The following is a 15,900-nucleotide window of genomic DNA, read 5'->3' as shown; positions in this document are numbered from 1 at the left end:
TGAGCTGGCTTGAGGTGTCAGTTCTTGCAGGAGCTTGCCGTACGATTTCGCCGTTGGTGAGCGAGTCGCCTTAGCGCCCCGCGAGCAAGCGAACCTGGAGAAACAGTGACACGACGCCTAACCGAGGTCGCCAAGAAGGCGGGGGTCAGCGAGGCCACCGTGAGCCGCGTGCTCAACGGCCGCGAGGGCGTGTCTGAGGCGACCCGCGCCGCGGTGTTGACCGCGCTCGATGTGCTCGGCTACGAGCGGCCGTCCAAGCTGCGCGGTGAGCGCGCCAGGCTTGTCGGCCTCGTCCTGCCCGAGCTGCAAAACCCGATCTTCCCGGCACTGGCCGAGGCGGTGACCGGTGCGCTGGTGCAGCGCAGCCTCTCGCCGATCCTCTGCGCCCGCACGATCGGCGGTGTCTCCGAGACGGACTTCCTGGAGATGCTGCTGGAGCACCAGGTGTCCGGCGTGATCTTCGCGGGTGGCAACTACGCGATGGCCGACGCGCCCCACGACCACTACCGCACGCTGCGCGAGCGAGGGCTGCCGGCGGTGCTGGTGAACGCCGGTGTCGAAGGGCTGGGCTTCCCGAGCGTCTCCACCGACGACGCGGTGGCGGTGGAGCAGGCGTTCGCGCACCTTGTGTCGCTCGGCCACCAGAAGGTCGGCGCGCTGCTCGGCCCGGAGGACCACGTGCCCTCCCGCCGCAAGCTCGACGCGCTCATGGCCGCAGCCAAGGGCAGCCCGGACGTGACCTGCGACGTCGAGCGGGCGAGCTTCTCGATGGAGGGCGCGCGGCCCGCGGCCACCCGGCTGGCCGAGCGGGGGTCACCGGCATCCTCTGCGCCAGCGACGTGCTCGCCCTCGGCGCCGTGCGTGCGGTGCGGCGTCTGGGCAAGCGGGTGCCGCAGGATATGTCGATCGTGGGCTTCGACGACTCCGCGATCATGACGTGCACCGACCCGCCGCTGACCACCGTCCGCCAGCCGATCGAGGCGATGGGCCAGTCGGTGGTCGACCTGCTCGTGCAGCAGATGGAGGGGGTCGGCGTGCCGTCGGAGGAGCTGTTCTTCGAGCCCGAGCTCGTGGTGCGCGGCTCGACCGCGCCGGCACCCAGGACCTGACCCGCGGAAAACTCGACCCTTCTCGGGGCGTCCCACCTGTCCGGTGGGGCGCCCTGATTGTTTCTGCATTGTGTCACGGTTCTTTCAGATACTAGTCGGATTCTTGCGTACTCAAGTTTGGCTTTGTATCGTCATCGCCACGAAACCCGGCAGGCGCAGGTCTGGAAGACCACCACGACAGAGTCGAGGGAACGAATGTCCACAGGAGACAACTGGTGGCGCAGCGCCGTCATCTACCAGGTCTATCCGCGCAGCTTCGCCGACGGAAACGGTGACGGGGTCGGTGACCTGGCCGGGGTCCGCGCCCGCCTCGACCACCTGGTCCAGCTGGGTGTGGACGCGGTGTGGCTGAGCCCGTGGTACCCGTCTCCGATGGCCGACGCCGGCTACGACGTCGCCGACTTCCGCGACATCGACCCCGTCTTCGGCACGCTCGACGAGGCCGAGGCGCTGGTCGCTGAGGCGCACGAGCGGGACATCCGGATCATCATCGACATCGTCCCCAACCACTGCTCCACCGCGCATCCGTGGTTTGAGGCGGCGCTGGCGGGCGGGCCGGAGCGGGAGCTCTTCTGGTTTCGTCCCGGCCGCGGGCCGGACGGCGAGGAGCCGCCGACCGACCTGCGCTCGATCTTCGGTGGCCCGGCGTGGACCCGGGTCGGCGACGGCGAGTGGTACCTGCATCTCTTCGCGCCGGAGCAGCCCGACTTCAACTGGGCCAACCCGCGGGTGCGCGAGGAGTTCGAGGACATCCTGCGGTTCTGGCTCGACCGCGGGGTCGACGGCATCCGCATCGACTCGGCGGCGCTGCCGGTGAAAAACCCGGCCCTCGACGGGATCGAGGCGTACACCGACCAGGACGGCGTGCACGAGATCTACCGGTCGTGGCGGCGGATCGCGGACAGCTACCCCGGTGACCGGGTCCTGATCGGGGAGGTGTGGCTGCCCGATCGGGAGCGCTTCGCCAAATATCTGCGCCCCGACGAGCTGCACACGGCCTTCAACTTCGACTTTCTCTGCTGCCCGTGGGACGCGGCGGCGATGCGCGAGTGTGTGGACGCGACGCTGAGCGCGCACGCCCCGGTGGGTGCGGCGGCCACGTGGGTGCTCTCCAACCACGACGTGACCAGGCATGTGACCCGGTACGGGCGGCTGGACAGCTCGTTCAGCTTCGCGAGCAAGCGCGAGGGCGTGGAGGCGGACCTGCAGCTCGGTGGGGTGCGGGCGCGGGCGGCCGCGCTGCTCACGCTGGCGCTGCCCGGCTCGGCGTACGTCTACCAGGGCGAGGAACTGGGCCTCTGGGAGGTCGAGGACATCCCGCACGAGCTGCGCCAGGACCCGATGTGGCACCGCTCCGGCCACACCGACCCCGGGCGGGACGGCTGCCGGGTGCCGCTGCCCTGGTCCGGAAATGAGCCGCCGTTCGGGTTCAGCCCCGTGGGCGCCGCGGCGTCACCGTGGTTGCCCCAACCGCCAGATTGGAAGGATCGCACGGTACAGGCGCAGTCGGGTGATCCGTACTCCATGTTGGAGCTTTATCGGACCGCGCTGCGGATCCGGCGCGCGGAGCCCGCCCTCGGCGATGGTGGTATGCGCTGGATGCCGGCGCCCGACGGCGTCCTCGCCTTCGCGCGCGAGCCCGGCTTTGCCTGCGTCCTCAACCTATCGACGGCGGCGGTCCCGCTGCCCGCCCACGAGGAGGTGCTGCTCGCGAGCGGGCCCCTCGACGGCGACTCGCTGCCCGTCGACACCGCGGCCTGGCTGCGCCTGGACAGCTAGGCCCCCTTGAGCGGTTTGTGAGTGGTTTGCCGCCGCCGGGACAGTGGCGACCGCTCACAAACCCCTTTATCCGTTTTCAGCGTTTTGACCACATAGCGTGGTCGAGGCCAGCATGATTCCCCTTGTTCGGTTGCACGAGGAACGGGGTGTTCATGAGGCTTAGTCACGTTCTCCCAGCCGGTGCTGTGGCCGCAGTGCTGGCGTTTGCCGGCGCGCCCGCCGCGTCCGCCGCCACCAGTGCCGAGGGCAAGCCGTCGGTGACCGTCATCGCGCGTGGGTTGGACAACCCGCGTGGCATCGCGGTGGGTAGGCACGGATGGCTGTACGTCGCCGAAGCCGGCCGGGGCGGAGACGGCCCCTGCATCGAAGGCCCCGAGGGGGACCGGCAGTGCCTCGGCGCCACCGCCGCGCTGACCGCGATCCCGCCGCGGCTCGACCGGGGTGCGAAGCCGCACCGCGTGATCACCGGCCTGCCCTCGCTCGCCACTGCGGAGGACGGCAGTTCCGCGATCGGGCTCCACAAGATCTCACCGGCCGGCCCCGGGCTCGTGGCCACGATCGGCGGCGCGTTCAACCTGGAGACGCGCGACTTCCTCGGCCCAGGCGCGCGGTTGATGGGCCACGTGGTCGGCTTGCACCCGAGCGCGCGGGCGGCCAAGGTCAAGCCGATCGCCGACCTCAACGCGTACGAGACCGCGAAGAACCCGGACAAGGGCGAGGTCGACTCGAACCCGTACGGCATCCTGGCCACGCCGTTCGGGGCGTACGCCACCGACGCCGGCGGCAACGACCTGCTCAAGGTCAGCTGGCGCGGCAAGGTCTCCACGGTGGCGGTCTTCCCCGACCTGACCGTCCCGTCGCCGTTCCCGCCGCCAGGGTCCACGATGACCGCGCAGTCGGTACCGACGACCGTGGCCCGGGGTCCCGACGGCGCGCTCTACGTGGGTGAGCTGACCGGCTTCCCGTTCGCGATGGGGGCGGCGCGGGTGTGGCGGATCGTGCCGGGCAAGGCGCCCAAGGTGTACGCGACCGGCTTCACGAACATCGTCGACATCGCCTTCGACCGCTGGGGACGCCTGCTTGTGCTGCAGATCTCCAAGAAGGGCCTGTTCGCCGGTGACCCGAATGGCGCGTTGATCCGGGTGGACGTCAAACGAGGTGCCAAGCGGACAGAACTCGCGAAAGGGAAGCTGACCTTCCCGGGCGGCCTGGCGATCGGCGGGGACGGCTCGATCTACGTGACGAACAAGTCAACCGCCGCTGGCGTCGGCGAGGTCCTGCGCATCCGCGCCTGACCTGTCGCTCGTCGCGCTCAGGGCGTCCCGCTTCGGCGGGGCGCCCTGCCGTCGTTTCGGGGCTCTCTTCGCATTTCGCGGGCCACCCGCATGAGGCTCCACGTGCTCGGGAAGCCTTAAGGGACGTCGGGACGTGCGCAACCCGTCTACGATCGTCCGGAACGAGTTTGAGGTGTGTCGTTGTGCGTGGGGTCACACGGATAATCGCTGTTCTGGTATAGAGATTTCACTTAGCGTTGAATTGCGTAAACCGTGGATGAAATCTCGGTGGGGGACGGCGATGGCAATCACGGAAGAGGTCACGCGGCCTGCCGCGAGTCCGCAGAAAGCACCACCAGGGAGGCTGGGACCGACTCGGTCCCGGGCGGCACGCCTGCGTGAACTCGTCATCGAGGTGATCTTGATTGCCTCGATGATGGTTATTTACCAGGGGATTCGTCATCTTGCCGACGGCCAAATGGGTGTGGCTTTCCGTCATGCGGACTGGGTGTGGGAGGTCGAACGGGCACTTCGCCTGCCCAGTGAGGCAATGATCCAGGAGTGGGCGCTGTCCTGGGGTGCGACGGCACGCCTGGCCAACCTCTACTACGTCGGCGTCCACTTCCCCGGCACGCTCTTGGCGATGGTGTGGCTGTGGATCCGCCACCGGCCGGACTACCTGCGCATGCGCACCGAGATGGCGGTCCTCACGGCGGCCGCGCTCTTCGTGCACGTCATCTTTCCGCTCGCGCCCCCGCGGCTTGTCAACAGCTTCGGCATGGTCGACACGATGATCCTCACCGGCCCGTCGGCGTACCCGGACAACAGCACCGACGGCGTGGCCAACCAGTTCGCCGCGATGCCCTCGCTGCACGTCGGCTGGGCGCTGCTGGTCGCGATCGCGCTGATCCGGGTGACCACGAGCAAGTGGCGTTGGTTGGCGCTGGCCCACCCGGTGCTGACCGTGAGCGTGGTGGTGATCACTGCCAACCACTACTGGTTGGACGGCATCGTGGCCAGCCTGCTGCTGGTAGGCGCGATTCGCCTGGTCGGGCTGCGCACGAGGTATGCCGGCGGGCTGTCGGGACAGCCGCTGCCGAGCTTCTCCCGCGTCCTGTTGTAGAAGCCACGTCCATCCGAGGACACTTCGCGCGCCCACATCTTGACAGTGACAAGACTGGCTGGCACAGTTGTTCGCATGGCTAGCGAACTGGAACGTGTGGGCACGGCCGAGCGTGAGTCGGTGGCGGCGCTGCTGAGCGACGCCCTCGCGGCGGGCTATCTGGAGACCGAGGAGTTCGGCGAGCGGTCGACGGCCGCCTACTCGGCGCGCACCCGGGGTGAGCTCGAGGCCCTGGTCGCCGACCTGCCCGCGACCTGGGTGCGCGGCCGCGCCCGTGATCGCCGCCGCGAGCGGCACGCCGCCGGCGCGCGGCTCGGCATGCGGGCACACGTGGCGGCATATGTGGCCGGCTCGCTCCTGATGCTCGGCATCTGGGCGGTCGTGGGCATGAGCAGCGGCTCGTGGTACTTCTGGCCCGTCTGGCCGATCCTCGGCTGGGGCGTGGGCCTGCTGGGACACGTGATCCCGGTACGCGCGGTGCTGGAGGCGCAGTCTCGCCGCCCGATCCGCCGCTGACCCCCGGCCACCGGTCCGTGCCCCGCGCGCCTCGCCGATCGAGGGCTGTGGGCGGTCTCGACGCCGCCCCGCGCCAAGGGCGCGGGGTCAGCGGGGCCGGTGGGTCAGGGGCGGCGGGTGCGCTGGCGGGCTTCCCTTCGCTTGTCGCGCAGGCCGAGCAGCACCCCGATCTGCGCACCCACCAGGCTGGCGGCCGTCAGCACGGCGGTTACCGCTAGCGGCAGGTTGAGTCCCTGCTTCTCGCCCGGCCGGCCAGCGGCGGCGCCCACCGGCTCCCGGTCGTCGCCCTCCTGCACGGTCGGCGGCGGCGGGACGTATGGGACGGCCGGCTCCTCGGTCGCAGGCGCCGCCCTCGACGGCGTGGGCGAGGGCTTGCGGGTCTCCGAGCCGCCCGTGCCCGGCTGCTCGGCACCGCCCGGCTTGTCCGTCCCGCCGGCAGTGGTCGGTGGCGGGGCGGGCTTTTCCGAGGCCGGGGGCGGGACGGAGACGAGGCCGGTCGCGTGCCGGCGTACGCCACCGTCGGCCGCGCCGTCCGGCAGGTGCAGCATCTGCCCCGGGCGGATCAGGTCGGGGTCGCCGATCTTGTTGAGCTTGGCCAGCTCCGGGTAGCGGTCGAACTCCCCGAGGTAACGGTCGGCGATGTGGCCCAGGTAGTCGCCGCGCTCGACGCGGTAGACCGGCACAGGATCCTCGTCCGCGGCGGCAGCGGCGGTGCGCTCCCAGGCCGCGGCGGCAGGAGCCGAGACGGCGGCCGGTGTGTAGGGCGCGGCGGCGTACGACGTGGGAGGCGCGGTCGCTGCTGCGGCGGACGCCATCGCTGGGCTGGCGCCGATGATCAGGGCGACGCCGCCGATCAGGGCCGCCGCCATGCGCTGCTGGCGCCGCATGCCGGGCAGCCGGGGCACGGGGATGCGCAACGCCCGTGCCGGGATCTCCACCAGCACCGACAGCGCGAACGTCGCCCAGCCCAGCCACCCCACCACGGCGAGCGCGCGGAGGAAGAGCTGCCCGTCGTCACGGGTGGTGAGCGCGTCACCGATCTCGGAGAGCGCGGGCACGTGGTCGGGCAGCGGGTTGCCGGCGAACACGGCCAGCGCGACCGGCGCGCCCACCAACAGTCCAATGAGGATGACGAGCGCACCCAAGCCCTTGACGACCTGTCGTATACGCATGGCGCCGCCTCCTTCCTAATCGCTACTCGTCGGGCGTGGTGAGCAGCACCGCCGTGGCCGTGCCGGTCACCGTGCTGGTGTCGGAAAAACCGAAGACATCGAGAAACTTGTTGTCGTAGGTGACGGAGACCTCGACCTGGATCAGCGGCTCGCCGTCCGGGCCGATGGAGAACGTGGGTGGCGGTCCACCGACGCCGGCGGCCGCCCGGTACGCGTCGACCGCCGCTATCGCCTCGGCCTCGTTGATCTGCGCCGGTCCACCCTCGATCGCCTGCGCGCGGTCGATCGACTGCCCCCCGGCGCGGGCCGCTTCGGCGGCGAGGTTGTGTGCGCGCTGGAGGGCGCCGAGCTGGCCGGCGCCGTCATACGCCAAGCCGATGACCATGAGCATGCCGGCGAGCGCGATCGCCAGGAAGATGCTGACCCGACCGTCGTCCCGCAGCCGCGCGTTCATCCGCGGCTCCGGTAGCGGTCGAGTGGGGACACGTACGTCGCGACCACCGTCTTGGCGCCTGGTATGCCCGGCATGACCAGGTCGGCGAACGAGACTGTGCAACTGACGGTCGCGGTAACGGTCGCCGGCTCGCCAAGCTCGGCACCGAACCCGCTGGTGTCGACCGCCACCTGCAGGCTGTCGCCGCAGTCAAGGCCCTGCGCGTCGAGGGTGGCGTTGGCCGCCGCCTCCCCGTCGGTCTCGGCGGCCGCGGCGGTGCGGGCCAGCGAGGCGGTGCGGGCCGCCTCGTGCGCGGCGAGGTCGACGGCGTTCTGCGCGATAGCGGTGCGGCCGGCCACCGCGGCGAGCACGATCAGCATGAGGAACGCCGGCGCGAGGATGGCGATCTCCACCGAGACCGATCCCCGGTCCCGGTCCCGGTCCCGGCGGGATCCGCACTGCGGCGTCACGGGGTCTCCTCGACGAAGCGCTCCACCGGGCCGCGGGCGGTCTGGCTGACCGTCCAGTCGATCCCCGGGATCACCGACACCACCGTGCCGGTCACCGTGGCCGTCACCTGCTGGTCGTCGCGGGTCACGGCGACGTCCCAGCCGACCAGCCAACCGCCCGTGTCGGCGATGAAGTCGCCCGCCTGCTCCTCGCCCGCCTCCGGCGACGCGCCGTTGAGCGTGCGGGTGGAGCTGACCGCCACCTGGGCCGCGTTGAGCGCCACCGCGCGGGCCAGGAACCAGGCGCCCACCTGGATCGAGGCGAACGTGAGGATCAGGATCGCCGGAAACGCGATCGCCAGCTCGACCGGTGTCGCCCCGCGGTCGCGCCGGGCGCCCGCGGCCGCCAGCCGCCGCCGGACCGCGTCGACAGCCCGGTGCACGTGGACGACCGTGCGGCGACGCATGCCGGCTACGGCGTCGAGCCGATGGAGCCCATGAACGAGTCGACCAGGCCGCTCGCGGCCAGCACCACAGCGCCAGCTGCCGCCGCCAGCCCGGCGATGATGATGGCGGTCGGCACCGGGCTGTCGCCACGGTCCCGCTCGCCCGGACCGCGCAACAGCGCGATCCGCGTCCACAGCATCTTGATCATCAGTTCCTCCGGTGTGTGCGGGTGGCTCAGATTCGGGCCAGGAACGGGTACATGACGAAGCCGACCAGCACGAAGACGAGCAGCGCGCCGGGCACGTCGAGCCGGCTGGTGATCGCCTCGGCACGCGCCAGGTTGTCGGTGCGGATCTGGTCACGCAGCGAGTCGGCGCGCACCCGCAGCGTCTCGTGCACCTGCGCGCCCTCGGTGCCGGACGCCTGCACGATCGCGCCCACGTCGCCCAGCTCCGGCACGCCGATCTTTTCGGCCAGCGTGCGCAGCTCGTCCCACGGCGACTGCATCTGCATCTGCGCCATCCGCAGCGACTCGCGCAGCCGCTCGAAGACCCAGCCGTCGCAGACCTCGGCCGCGCGTTCGAGCGACTGCACCGGTCCGTGCGCGGCGGAGAGCTGGAGTGCGACAAGGTCGAGGTAGGTGCAGACCGCCTGGGTGAACTCCCGCCGCGCCGCCTTCGCCTTCGACAGCACGTCGGCGTGGGCGACCATCGCGAAGAGCGCGGCCAGGCCGAGCCCGGCCGCGGTCGGAAACACAAAGGGGAGCGAGAGACCGGCGGTCCGGGCGGCGAGCGACAGGAACGCCGGGATGGCCAGGCCGATCAGCGCCGACAGGATGAGCGAGAGGGTGTACTGCTCCGGGGTCTTGCCGAGCAGCGCCAGCTCCTTGATCGGCGGGCGGGTCCACCGTGACAGCCCGGTGAGCCACTCGAGGCGGCGACTGGGCCGGGTGGTGCGGAGCGCGGCCGGCGGGTGCAGGCGGTGCAGTGCCGGGCCGAGGGCCGGCGTGGCCGGCAGCGCCTCGCGCACGACAAGGAAGATGCCGAGGCCGAGTGCGCCGCCGCCGAGGATCGCGATGATCAGGTACGGGTTGCTCATCACGCCTCCCGCCGCTCGTCGGGAACCGTGAGGAAGCGCACCGGCGCGGGCGGCAGGCTCATCGCCCGCGTCCAGGCCAGCAGCGCGACGAAGGTGCCGCCGAGCACCACCAGCACGACCTGGCCGGTCGGTGTCCCGTACGGCTCCATGTACTGGGGATTGAGCAGCCCGTACGCCAAGGTGAGCAGCGTCATGCCGGTGAGGAAGCGGACCGCGAAGCGGGGCTGCGTGCGCTTGGCCTCGACCTCACGACGGGTGGCGACCTCCGCCGCCGCGGCCGCCGCGATCGACGACAGCACGTCGCCGAGCCGCTCGCCGCGGTCGCTGAGGTGCAGGATCAGTGCCGCGACCACCTGGTCGCACATCGGGTCGCCGAGGTGGCCGGCGAACGCGAGCAGCGCGTCGCGCGCGTGCCAGCCCGCCTGCAGGCGCGCGGCCAGCAGTGACACCTCGTCGCCGATCTCCTCCGGTGCGGTGGAGACGGTCGCGATGATCGCCTGCTGGAGCCCCTGGCCGGTGCTGGAGACGTCGCGCAGTCGGCGCGTCCACTCGCCGACGGCCTCGATGCGTGCGATCGCCCGCTTTTCCGCCCGCCCGACGCCGAAGAGCCAGGGCGCGCCCGGCACGGCGACGCCGACCAGCAGACCCACCATGGGCAGGCCGGTCACCATCCAGGCGAGCGCGCCGGCCACGATCGCGGACACCACCACGACCCGGTGGCGGCGCCGCTCGGCGGCGCTGAGACCGGTGCCGTTCCACAGGCGTCCGAGGCGGCGGCTGGTGCGGGACGGAGGCTTGACGGGCGACCGTGTGCCCACAATGGACGCCACCGCGAGCACCAGCCCGCCGACGCACAACGCCCCGGAGAGCAGCGCGATCAGCTGGATGTCCGCCGGGCCACTCATGCCGACCGCCCTTTCAGCTGGCTGTGGCGGGGGCGGCGCCAAGCACCGGTGCGGGCCTCGATGTAGCGGCTGAGCACACGCGCGTCGTACCCCACTCGCATGAGCTGGTCGCGGATCCGCTCGGGCAGGTGCAGCGGGACCGCCCGCCCGTCGGCGCCCGGGCCGAAGATCGTGGTCGTCGCGATCCGCGCGCCGTCGCCAACCCCGATGATCTCCTCGATGTGGGAGATGAAGCGGTGCTTGCGGCCGCCGATCGCGGTCTCGTCCTCGATCGTCACGTACACGACGAGGTCGAGCGCGTTGCCCGCCATCCGCCGCGCCTGCTCGACGGTCATCTCGCGGCCGTGCGAGAGCGCGAGCTCGATGATGCGCTCGCTGACCCCGCCAGGCGTACGCGCGTGGATCGTGCACATCGACCCGCGGCTCGTGGTCATCGCCTGGAGCATCGGCACGATCTCCCGTGACCGCACCTCGCCGACGATGATCCGCAGCGCGCCCATCCGCAGCGAGACCGGGATCAGGTCGGCGATCGTCACCTCGCCCGCCGGCCGCCCGTCGGCTCCGCGCTCGCCATGGCCCTCGCGGGACTCGAAGCTCATCACCGCGCGGTGCCGCTGGCCGCGCCGGGCCGGCAGCAGCTCGCGGCTCTCCTCCAGCAGCACGTACGGCTCGTCGGGCGGGATCTCCGACATCAGCGCCCGGATCACCGTGGTCTTACCGGCACCGGCCAGCCCGGCGACCATGATGTTGAGGCCCGCGCGCAGCGAGGCGCGCAGGAAGTCGCGGATCAGCGCATCCATCATCTCGTCGAGGTCGGCCCGGACACCGGCGATGTCATCGAGCGTGATGTCGAGCGTGTTGTGCTTGCGGATCACCGCGTACGGCCGGTGGCTCACCAGGTAGACCGCGGCGAGCCGGCTGCCGTCGGGCAGCTGCAGGTCGAGCGTGGGCTTGGAGGTCGACAGGGAACGCTCGGTCGCGCCGGCCCGCCGGGCGGCAGCCTGCAGGATCTCGACAAGCTCCTCGTCGCTGTCGGCGATCGGGGGCGCCCACTCCACGCCGCCGCCGTGGCGGGTGATCCGGACGTGGTCGCAGCCGAGGATGTGTACCTCTTCGATCGTGTTGTCGACCAGCAGCGTCTGGAGCCGGCCCAGCCCCACGAGCTCGGCGGTGACCTGGTCGAGCAGCATCCGCTCCTCAACGGCCTGCATCGGCGTGCCCGCGCGACGGACACCGTCGGCGTACTCGGACACGACGGCCACCGCCAGCCGTACCCGCTCCACGTCCTCTTCCTCGGGCGTGAAGTCGCGACCGCGCTGCCACTGCGTGAGCCGCTCGGTGAGCTGGCGGCGCAGCTCGCGTACCACCGAGAAGTCCGCCTGCTGCCGCGGCGGGGGAGGCGGGGGCGGTCCCGGCGTGGAGGGGGCGCTCGGCAGGGCGGGAACGCCGTTGTGGCCGTTGGCGGTGGCCTGGTGGCGGCCGACGTGCACCTGTGGCGGGCGGATCGGCGGCTCGGTCGAGGTCGCCTCCGGCTGCCGCGTGCGCGGGTCGTGGGTGACCGGCTCAAACCGCATCCGGCACCTCCGATGGCAGGCTCCGCCAGCCCAGCCGGGCGCGGCGGCGGTCGAGGATCGAGTTGATCGGCACTTCGAGCGCGTTGGCGGCGCGCATGAGCGGGCGGTTGGCCCGGACCGTGCCGCCGACCGTGAGCACCTCGGCGGTGCGCGGGTCGTGCGGCAGGCGGGCGATCACCGGCAGCTCGAGCGCCTTGCTGATCTCGGCCTGTGCGTGTCCCTCGCCGACCAGCAGCAGCCGGAGCGAACCGGCCGCCACGCGGTGCTCGCGGAAGTCGCGCTGGAGGGCCGCGATCGTGGCTCGCGCGCTGGAAAGGTCGGGCAGCCGGGCGCCGGTCACCACGAGCACCAGGGCCGCGGCGCGGAGGATCGGCCACGGCGGGCTCGGCGCGTGCAGCCGTCCACAGTCGACGATCACGTCGAAGGCAGGCTCGCCCTTTTCCAGCGCGAGGAAGAAGTCGGCGAAGCGCTGCCACAGTGGACTGACGCTGCCGGCCTGGGCCGGGTCGGTGATGCCCGGCAGCAGCAGCCGCTCCCGCCGGGGCGCGTCGAGGTCGATCAGCTGGGACCAGAAGTCGCGGTCGAGCCGCCCGTCGCGCAGCTCGGCCACGGCCAGCTCGCCGATGCCGCGCGGACCGGGGACCGCGCCGCCCAGGTAGCCAGCCATGATCGAGCCGCCCGCCGGGTCGCACTCGGCGAGCACGAGCCGCCGGTGCCAGGTGAGCGCACAGGCCAGTGCCGTCGTTGTCACCCCGGGGGACCCCTTCGGCGAGACCAGCGCGACGATCGCCATGGTCAGGCAGCCCCGGTGAGGATGACGGCCAGCCGGTTTTGCGCGGCCAGCGTGACCACGGCCGGTGCGTCCCGGCCGGCGAGCGCGAGGTAGACCACCACGGTGGTGCGGTCGGGGCCCTTTTCGTCCGGCTCGGTGGCGTCGACGACGACCGCCTCGTACCGGGTGGTCTGCGACGTGCGCACCTCACCCGTCGCCGAGGTGTTTTGTGGCGGGGTGCTGACCAGCAGCACCTTGTCACCGGGCCGGAGCTCCTTGGCGGGCACCTGGTTGGGCTTGAGACCGATCGCCACCTGCTGCTGGCCGGGGCCGAGCAGCGGCTTGTCGGTGAGCTGGTCCATCGTGATCAACGTGCCGGGCACCAGCGTCACCGCGGCACGCTTTCCGAGCACGTCGTTGATCTTGCTGGCCGGCACCGGTGACAGCCCGACACCGCCGGCCACCTGCACCGACCGCACGTCGTCGGCGGTCAGTGCGGTGCCCACCGAGACAGGTCGGGCCACCGCGAGGTACGTCCCCGTCGCACGCACCGAGGTCACCGCGAACGCAGCGCCCAGGCCGCCGAGCGCGATCAGCAGCACGGCGAGCCCGAGCAGGCCCGGCCGCATGCGCCGCTGCCGGACGACGCGGGGCGGCTCGACCGGCGCGTCGACCGGCCCCGCCACGCGGTGGTTGGCCGCCAGGCTCATTCGGTCACCACCTGGAGCTCGTTGATCCGCACGGCGACGGTCGCCTGCCGGGTCTCCGGCCCGATCGTGCCGCTCTCGCCGCCGCTGCTTGTCCACTCCACCGTCCACGACGAGGTCGCGGTGATCGTGAACTTCTGGCCCGGCTGCTGCCGGCTGGACTTGGTGAATACATGCCCGCAGTCAGGAGAGGGGCCGGTGGCGCCCTTCGGGTACGGCGTGCCGCCGCCCGCGCAGCTGACTGGCGGGCTGCCGTCGCCGAGGTCAAAGGTCAGGTTGGTGACGCTGGCCGTGATGTCCACGCGCAGCCCACGCTCCTCCGCATCGTTGGAGATCGGCCCCCAAGTCTCAGGACCCTTGTCGACCCAGAGCCACACCGGGAGTCCGACAAGTCCGGCGCCGTTGGGGTCAGGCCTGATCTGGAGGTCGGGCGCGCGAAGGGTGATCTCGGCGAGCGCGCGGCGGGCCAGCGTCTCCGGGTCGGGCGGCGGCAGCGTGCCGGCCGGCGGTGCGTCGAACCACCGCGGCGTCTGCACGCCGGCGAGGCAGGTCGGCGTGTACCAGGCGCCGTCCGCGCTGCCGCCGGACTGCGGCGGGAGCTGCGGCTCGGTCAGCCGGTAGTAGCACTCGTCGGACTGGTTGAACCAGCCGAAGACGGGGTCGTAGCAGGGGATCGGCTCGTTTCCGCGGGTGCACTTGCGCTCGCCGCCGCCGTCGTTTCCGCCGCCGTTGCTTCCCCCGTTGTTGTTTCCGCCGCCGTTGGTCCCCTCGTCCTCGTCGATGATGTGGCAGCTGTCGGAGCCGGGCGGGCACTCGCCGATCGGCGGCGCGGCCACCGCGGCCGACGGAACGGTGAACACCACGAGAGCGGCCACCAGCGCGAGCACGCGGCGGGTCAGCATGGCTGGTCCTGGTGGACGACGCCATCGCTGATCAGCCAGCGGCCGTCGGGATAGAGGGTCGCTGTGGCGGTGGCCACGTATCGGCCGCCAGCGGCGCCGGGCACGGGCTTTTTGCTCTTTGCGTAGACCATCTTGTATCCCGAGGAGTCGATACAGTCCTGAATGGACACCGTCGGCGGATCGGCGGCCAGGTCGAGAGCGCTCACCCGTGGGTCGGAAACCATGTTTCCGGTGCGCACCGCGCCGTGCGTCTCGAGGTCGCGAACGGTGTCTCTGACCCGGGTGAGCAGCGGATCAGCCAGGTACTTCGTCAGGGCGGGGTGGGTGGGATCCGGATCGGCCGACGCTTCGCTGGAGGCGGCGAGATAGCCCTTGTAGGCGGCAAGCGCGGCCTTCGAAGCTGCTTCCGCGTCCGGGCCGGCGGAGGCTGCCGTGCTCGGTGCGGCGACAGGAGGCGGGGCCTCGCCGGATGACGAACAAGCGCCGACAAGCAGCGCCACAAGGACCGCAGAGGCTCGGCCCAGGTGCTTTGCGGGCAACGGTGGTTCCTCTCCCCTGGCTCGCGAACCGGCGCCTCCGAACCGCTCGCGTGCCATTTGTTTCTCTTGCTGTCTTGCCCCCCAGGCAATTTGTGCGTGACGACCGTCGCCGCGCGGTCGGCGGACGGCTGGTGCTCTCACCCAGATGGGCAGCATAGGCTGACTGCCGCCGATGCAACAGAGGCAATCCAAATGATCACGTGGAGTGATGATCGTCAGCGGCCGGATGCTGGGAAGGGTGCGATGGAGATCGATTGGTCGGATTCCGGTATCGGCGCCTATGTCCGCGCGTATCTCGGACACCCGGCGCTGTTTGGGGTCCGGTGTGCCAACCTGATCTTCCGCGATCGGCCGCTCACCCTGTGTGGTGTCACGTGACGTGGATCGTCCTGGCCGCGGCCGCGGGCCTGCTGGTCGGCCCGCTACTGCGAGCGCAGGTCTTCGTACACACCGTGCCGGCCGGCGAGCCGTGGCGGCACGCCTGCTCGCACTGCGACGCCCGGTTGTCCGGCACCTTCCTGCCGCCAACCGGTCGCTGCCCGCGATGCCGCGCGCGCATCGGACCGCCACCGGGCCTCGTGGAGGTGGCGGCGGCCGGAGCGCTGGCCGTGGTCGCCTGGCGGGTGCCGGAGCCGCTCCCGATGCTCGCCGTCGCCTGGGTCGCGCTGTTCGGCGTGGTACTGACGCATGTGGACATTGCCGTGCACCGACTGCCCGACCGCCTTACGTTTCCGGCCGCCGGCGGCGCGTTGATCCTGTTTGGACTGTCCGCAGTGGTCGACGGCGAGTACGGCCGGCTCGCCTCCGCCGTGGCGTGCGCGCTGGCGCTCGCGGCCTTCTATCTCGTACTGGTGCTCATCTCACCCAACGGGATGGGCCTCGGCGACGCGAAAGCCGCGCTCTCCGTCGGCCTGGTGGCCGGATGGTTCGGCTGGGGAGTCGCGGTGGCCGCCGCGGTCGCCGGCTTCCTGCTCGCCGGGCTGTACGCCACGGGGCTGCTCGCGCTGCGCCGGGTAGGCCGCAAGGATCACATCGCCCACGGCCCGTTCCTGCTGCTCGGCGCGTTCGTGGCGGTGGCGCTGCTCGCCACATGACGTTCCG

18 protein-coding genes and 1 pseudogene are annotated in these 15,900 nt (G+C 71.5%); 7 read left to right on the top strand and 12 right to left on the bottom strand.

From position 1 onward, the window contains the following. Positions 1-105: 105 nt before the first annotated feature. The 5 genes and pseudogenes from Phou_RS52755 (at position 106) to Phou_RS18695 (ending at position 5,801) form a co-directional block, all read left to right on the top strand. Positions 106-1,109, top strand: a pseudogene (locus Phou_RS52755) (LacI family DNA-binding transcriptional regulator). Between the two features lie 195 nt (positions 1,110-1,304). Continuing rightward, positions 1,305-2,888, top strand: coding sequence for a glycoside hydrolase family 13 protein (locus tag Phou_RS18710; protein WP_173057213.1), 1,584 nt, complete (start codon positions 1,305-1,307; stop codon positions 2,886-2,888). 194 nt (positions 2,889-3,082) lie between these two features. Continuing rightward, positions 3,083-4,183 (top strand): ScyD/ScyE family protein, encoded by a 1,101-nt coding sequence (locus Phou_RS18705; RefSeq protein ID WP_173057212.1) that lies wholly within the window; start codon positions 3,083-3,085, stop codon positions 4,181-4,183. 256 nt (positions 4,184-4,439) lie between these two features. Continuing rightward, on the top strand, positions 4,440-5,285 hold the full coding sequence (locus tag Phou_RS18700) for a phosphatase PAP2 family protein (RefSeq protein ID WP_308784486.1): 846 nt from the start codon (positions 4,440-4,442) through the stop codon (positions 5,283-5,285). Positions 5,286-5,360: 75 nt separating this feature from the next. Then, positions 5,361-5,801 (top strand): DUF1707 domain-containing protein, encoded by a 441-nt coding sequence (locus Phou_RS18695; RefSeq protein ID WP_173057210.1) that lies wholly within the window; start codon positions 5,361-5,363, stop codon positions 5,799-5,801. Between the two features lie 104 nt (positions 5,802-5,905). On the opposite strand, the gene Phou_RS18690 is transcribed toward Phou_RS18695, so the two are convergent. Genes Phou_RS18690 through Phou_RS18635 form a run of 12 tightly spaced genes read right to left on the bottom strand, consistent with a single transcriptional unit; the run spans position 5,906 to position 14,760 of the window. Beyond that, on the bottom strand, positions 5,906-6,973 hold the full coding sequence (locus tag Phou_RS18690; protein WP_173057209.1) for a LysM peptidoglycan-binding domain-containing protein: 1,068 nt from the start codon (positions 6,971-6,973) through the stop codon (positions 5,906-5,908). Positions 6,974-6,995: 22 nt separating this feature from the next. Continuing rightward, on the bottom strand, positions 6,996-7,427 hold the full coding sequence (locus tag Phou_RS18685) for a pilus assembly protein TadG-related protein (protein WP_173057208.1): 432 nt from the start codon (positions 7,425-7,427) through the stop codon (positions 6,996-6,998). Beyond that, positions 7,424-7,876, bottom strand: coding sequence for a TadE family protein (locus tag Phou_RS18680; protein ID WP_246273611.1), 453 nt, complete (start codon positions 7,874-7,876; stop codon positions 7,424-7,426). The genes Phou_RS18685 and Phou_RS18680 overlap by 4 nt, the downstream gene beginning before the upstream one ends. Further along, positions 7,873-8,322 (bottom strand): TadE family protein, encoded by a 450-nt coding sequence (locus tag Phou_RS18675; RefSeq protein WP_246273610.1) that lies wholly within the window; start codon positions 8,320-8,322, stop codon positions 7,873-7,875. Before Phou_RS18675 ends, Phou_RS18680 begins: the two co-directional genes overlap by 4 nt. Positions 8,323-8,327: 5 nt before the next feature. Next, the gene (locus Phou_RS18670) at positions 8,328-8,510 is read right to left on the bottom strand and encodes a hypothetical protein (RefSeq protein WP_173057207.1); all 183 of its coding nucleotides are present in this window, start codon (positions 8,508-8,510) and stop codon (positions 8,328-8,330) included. Positions 8,511-8,536: 26 nt separating this feature from the next. Next, on the bottom strand, positions 8,537-9,400 hold the full coding sequence (locus Phou_RS18665; protein WP_173057206.1) for a type II secretion system F family protein: 864 nt from the start codon (positions 9,398-9,400) through the stop codon (positions 8,537-8,539). After that, the gene (locus Phou_RS18660; RefSeq protein ID WP_371872137.1) at positions 9,400-10,347 is read right to left on the bottom strand and encodes a type II secretion system F family protein; all 948 of its coding nucleotides are present in this window, start codon (positions 10,345-10,347) and stop codon (positions 9,400-9,402) included. Before Phou_RS18660 ends, Phou_RS18665 begins: the two co-directional genes overlap by 1 nt. Continuing rightward, positions 10,302-11,879 (bottom strand): TadA family conjugal transfer-associated ATPase, encoded by a 1,578-nt coding sequence (locus Phou_RS18655; RefSeq protein WP_173057204.1) that lies wholly within the window; start codon positions 11,877-11,879, stop codon positions 10,302-10,304. The genes Phou_RS18660 and Phou_RS18655 overlap by 46 nt, the downstream gene beginning before the upstream one ends. After that, the gene (locus tag Phou_RS18650) at positions 11,869-12,672 is read right to left on the bottom strand and encodes a CpaE/TadZ family protein (RefSeq protein WP_173057203.1); all 804 of its coding nucleotides are present in this window, start codon (positions 12,670-12,672) and stop codon (positions 11,869-11,871) included. Before Phou_RS18650 ends, Phou_RS18655 begins: the two co-directional genes overlap by 11 nt. A gap of 2 nt (positions 12,673-12,674) precedes the next feature. Next, positions 12,675-13,361, bottom strand: a complete 687-nt coding sequence (locus Phou_RS18645; protein ID WP_173057202.1) for an SAF domain-containing protein — start codon at positions 13,359-13,361, stop codon at positions 12,675-12,677. Continuing rightward, positions 13,358-14,260 carry a hypothetical protein gene (locus Phou_RS18640; protein WP_173057201.1) on the bottom strand — a complete coding sequence of 301 codons (903 nt, stop codon included), beginning with the start codon at positions 14,258-14,260 and terminating at the stop codon, positions 13,358-13,360. The genes Phou_RS18645 and Phou_RS18640 overlap by 4 nt, the downstream gene beginning before the upstream one ends. After that, positions 14,254-14,760: a hypothetical protein gene (locus Phou_RS18635; RefSeq protein WP_345514133.1), complete on the bottom strand. Its 507-nt coding sequence runs from the start codon at positions 14,758-14,760 to the stop codon at positions 14,254-14,256. The genes Phou_RS18640 and Phou_RS18635 overlap by 7 nt, the downstream gene beginning before the upstream one ends. Before the next feature lie 135 nt (positions 14,761-14,895). On the opposite strand from Phou_RS18635, the gene Phou_RS18630 reads away from it, so the two are divergent. Next, complete coding sequence (locus Phou_RS18630; protein WP_173057199.1) at positions 14,896-15,177, top strand: hypothetical protein; 282 nt, start codon at positions 14,896-14,898, stop codon at positions 15,175-15,177. Beyond that, on the top strand, positions 15,174-15,893 hold the full coding sequence (locus Phou_RS18625; RefSeq protein WP_173057198.1) for a prepilin peptidase: 720 nt from the start codon (positions 15,174-15,176) through the stop codon (positions 15,891-15,893). The genes Phou_RS18630 and Phou_RS18625 overlap by 4 nt, the downstream gene beginning before the upstream one ends. The last annotated feature ends 7 nt before the right edge of the window (positions 15,894-15,900 follow it).

Source organism: Phytohabitans houttuyneae, assembly GCF_011764425.1.
GTDB classification, from domain to species: Bacteria; Actinomycetota; Actinomycetes; order Mycobacteriales; family Micromonosporaceae; genus Phytohabitans; species Phytohabitans houttuyneae.
This window is presented reverse-complemented; position numbering and strand designations above follow the sequence as displayed.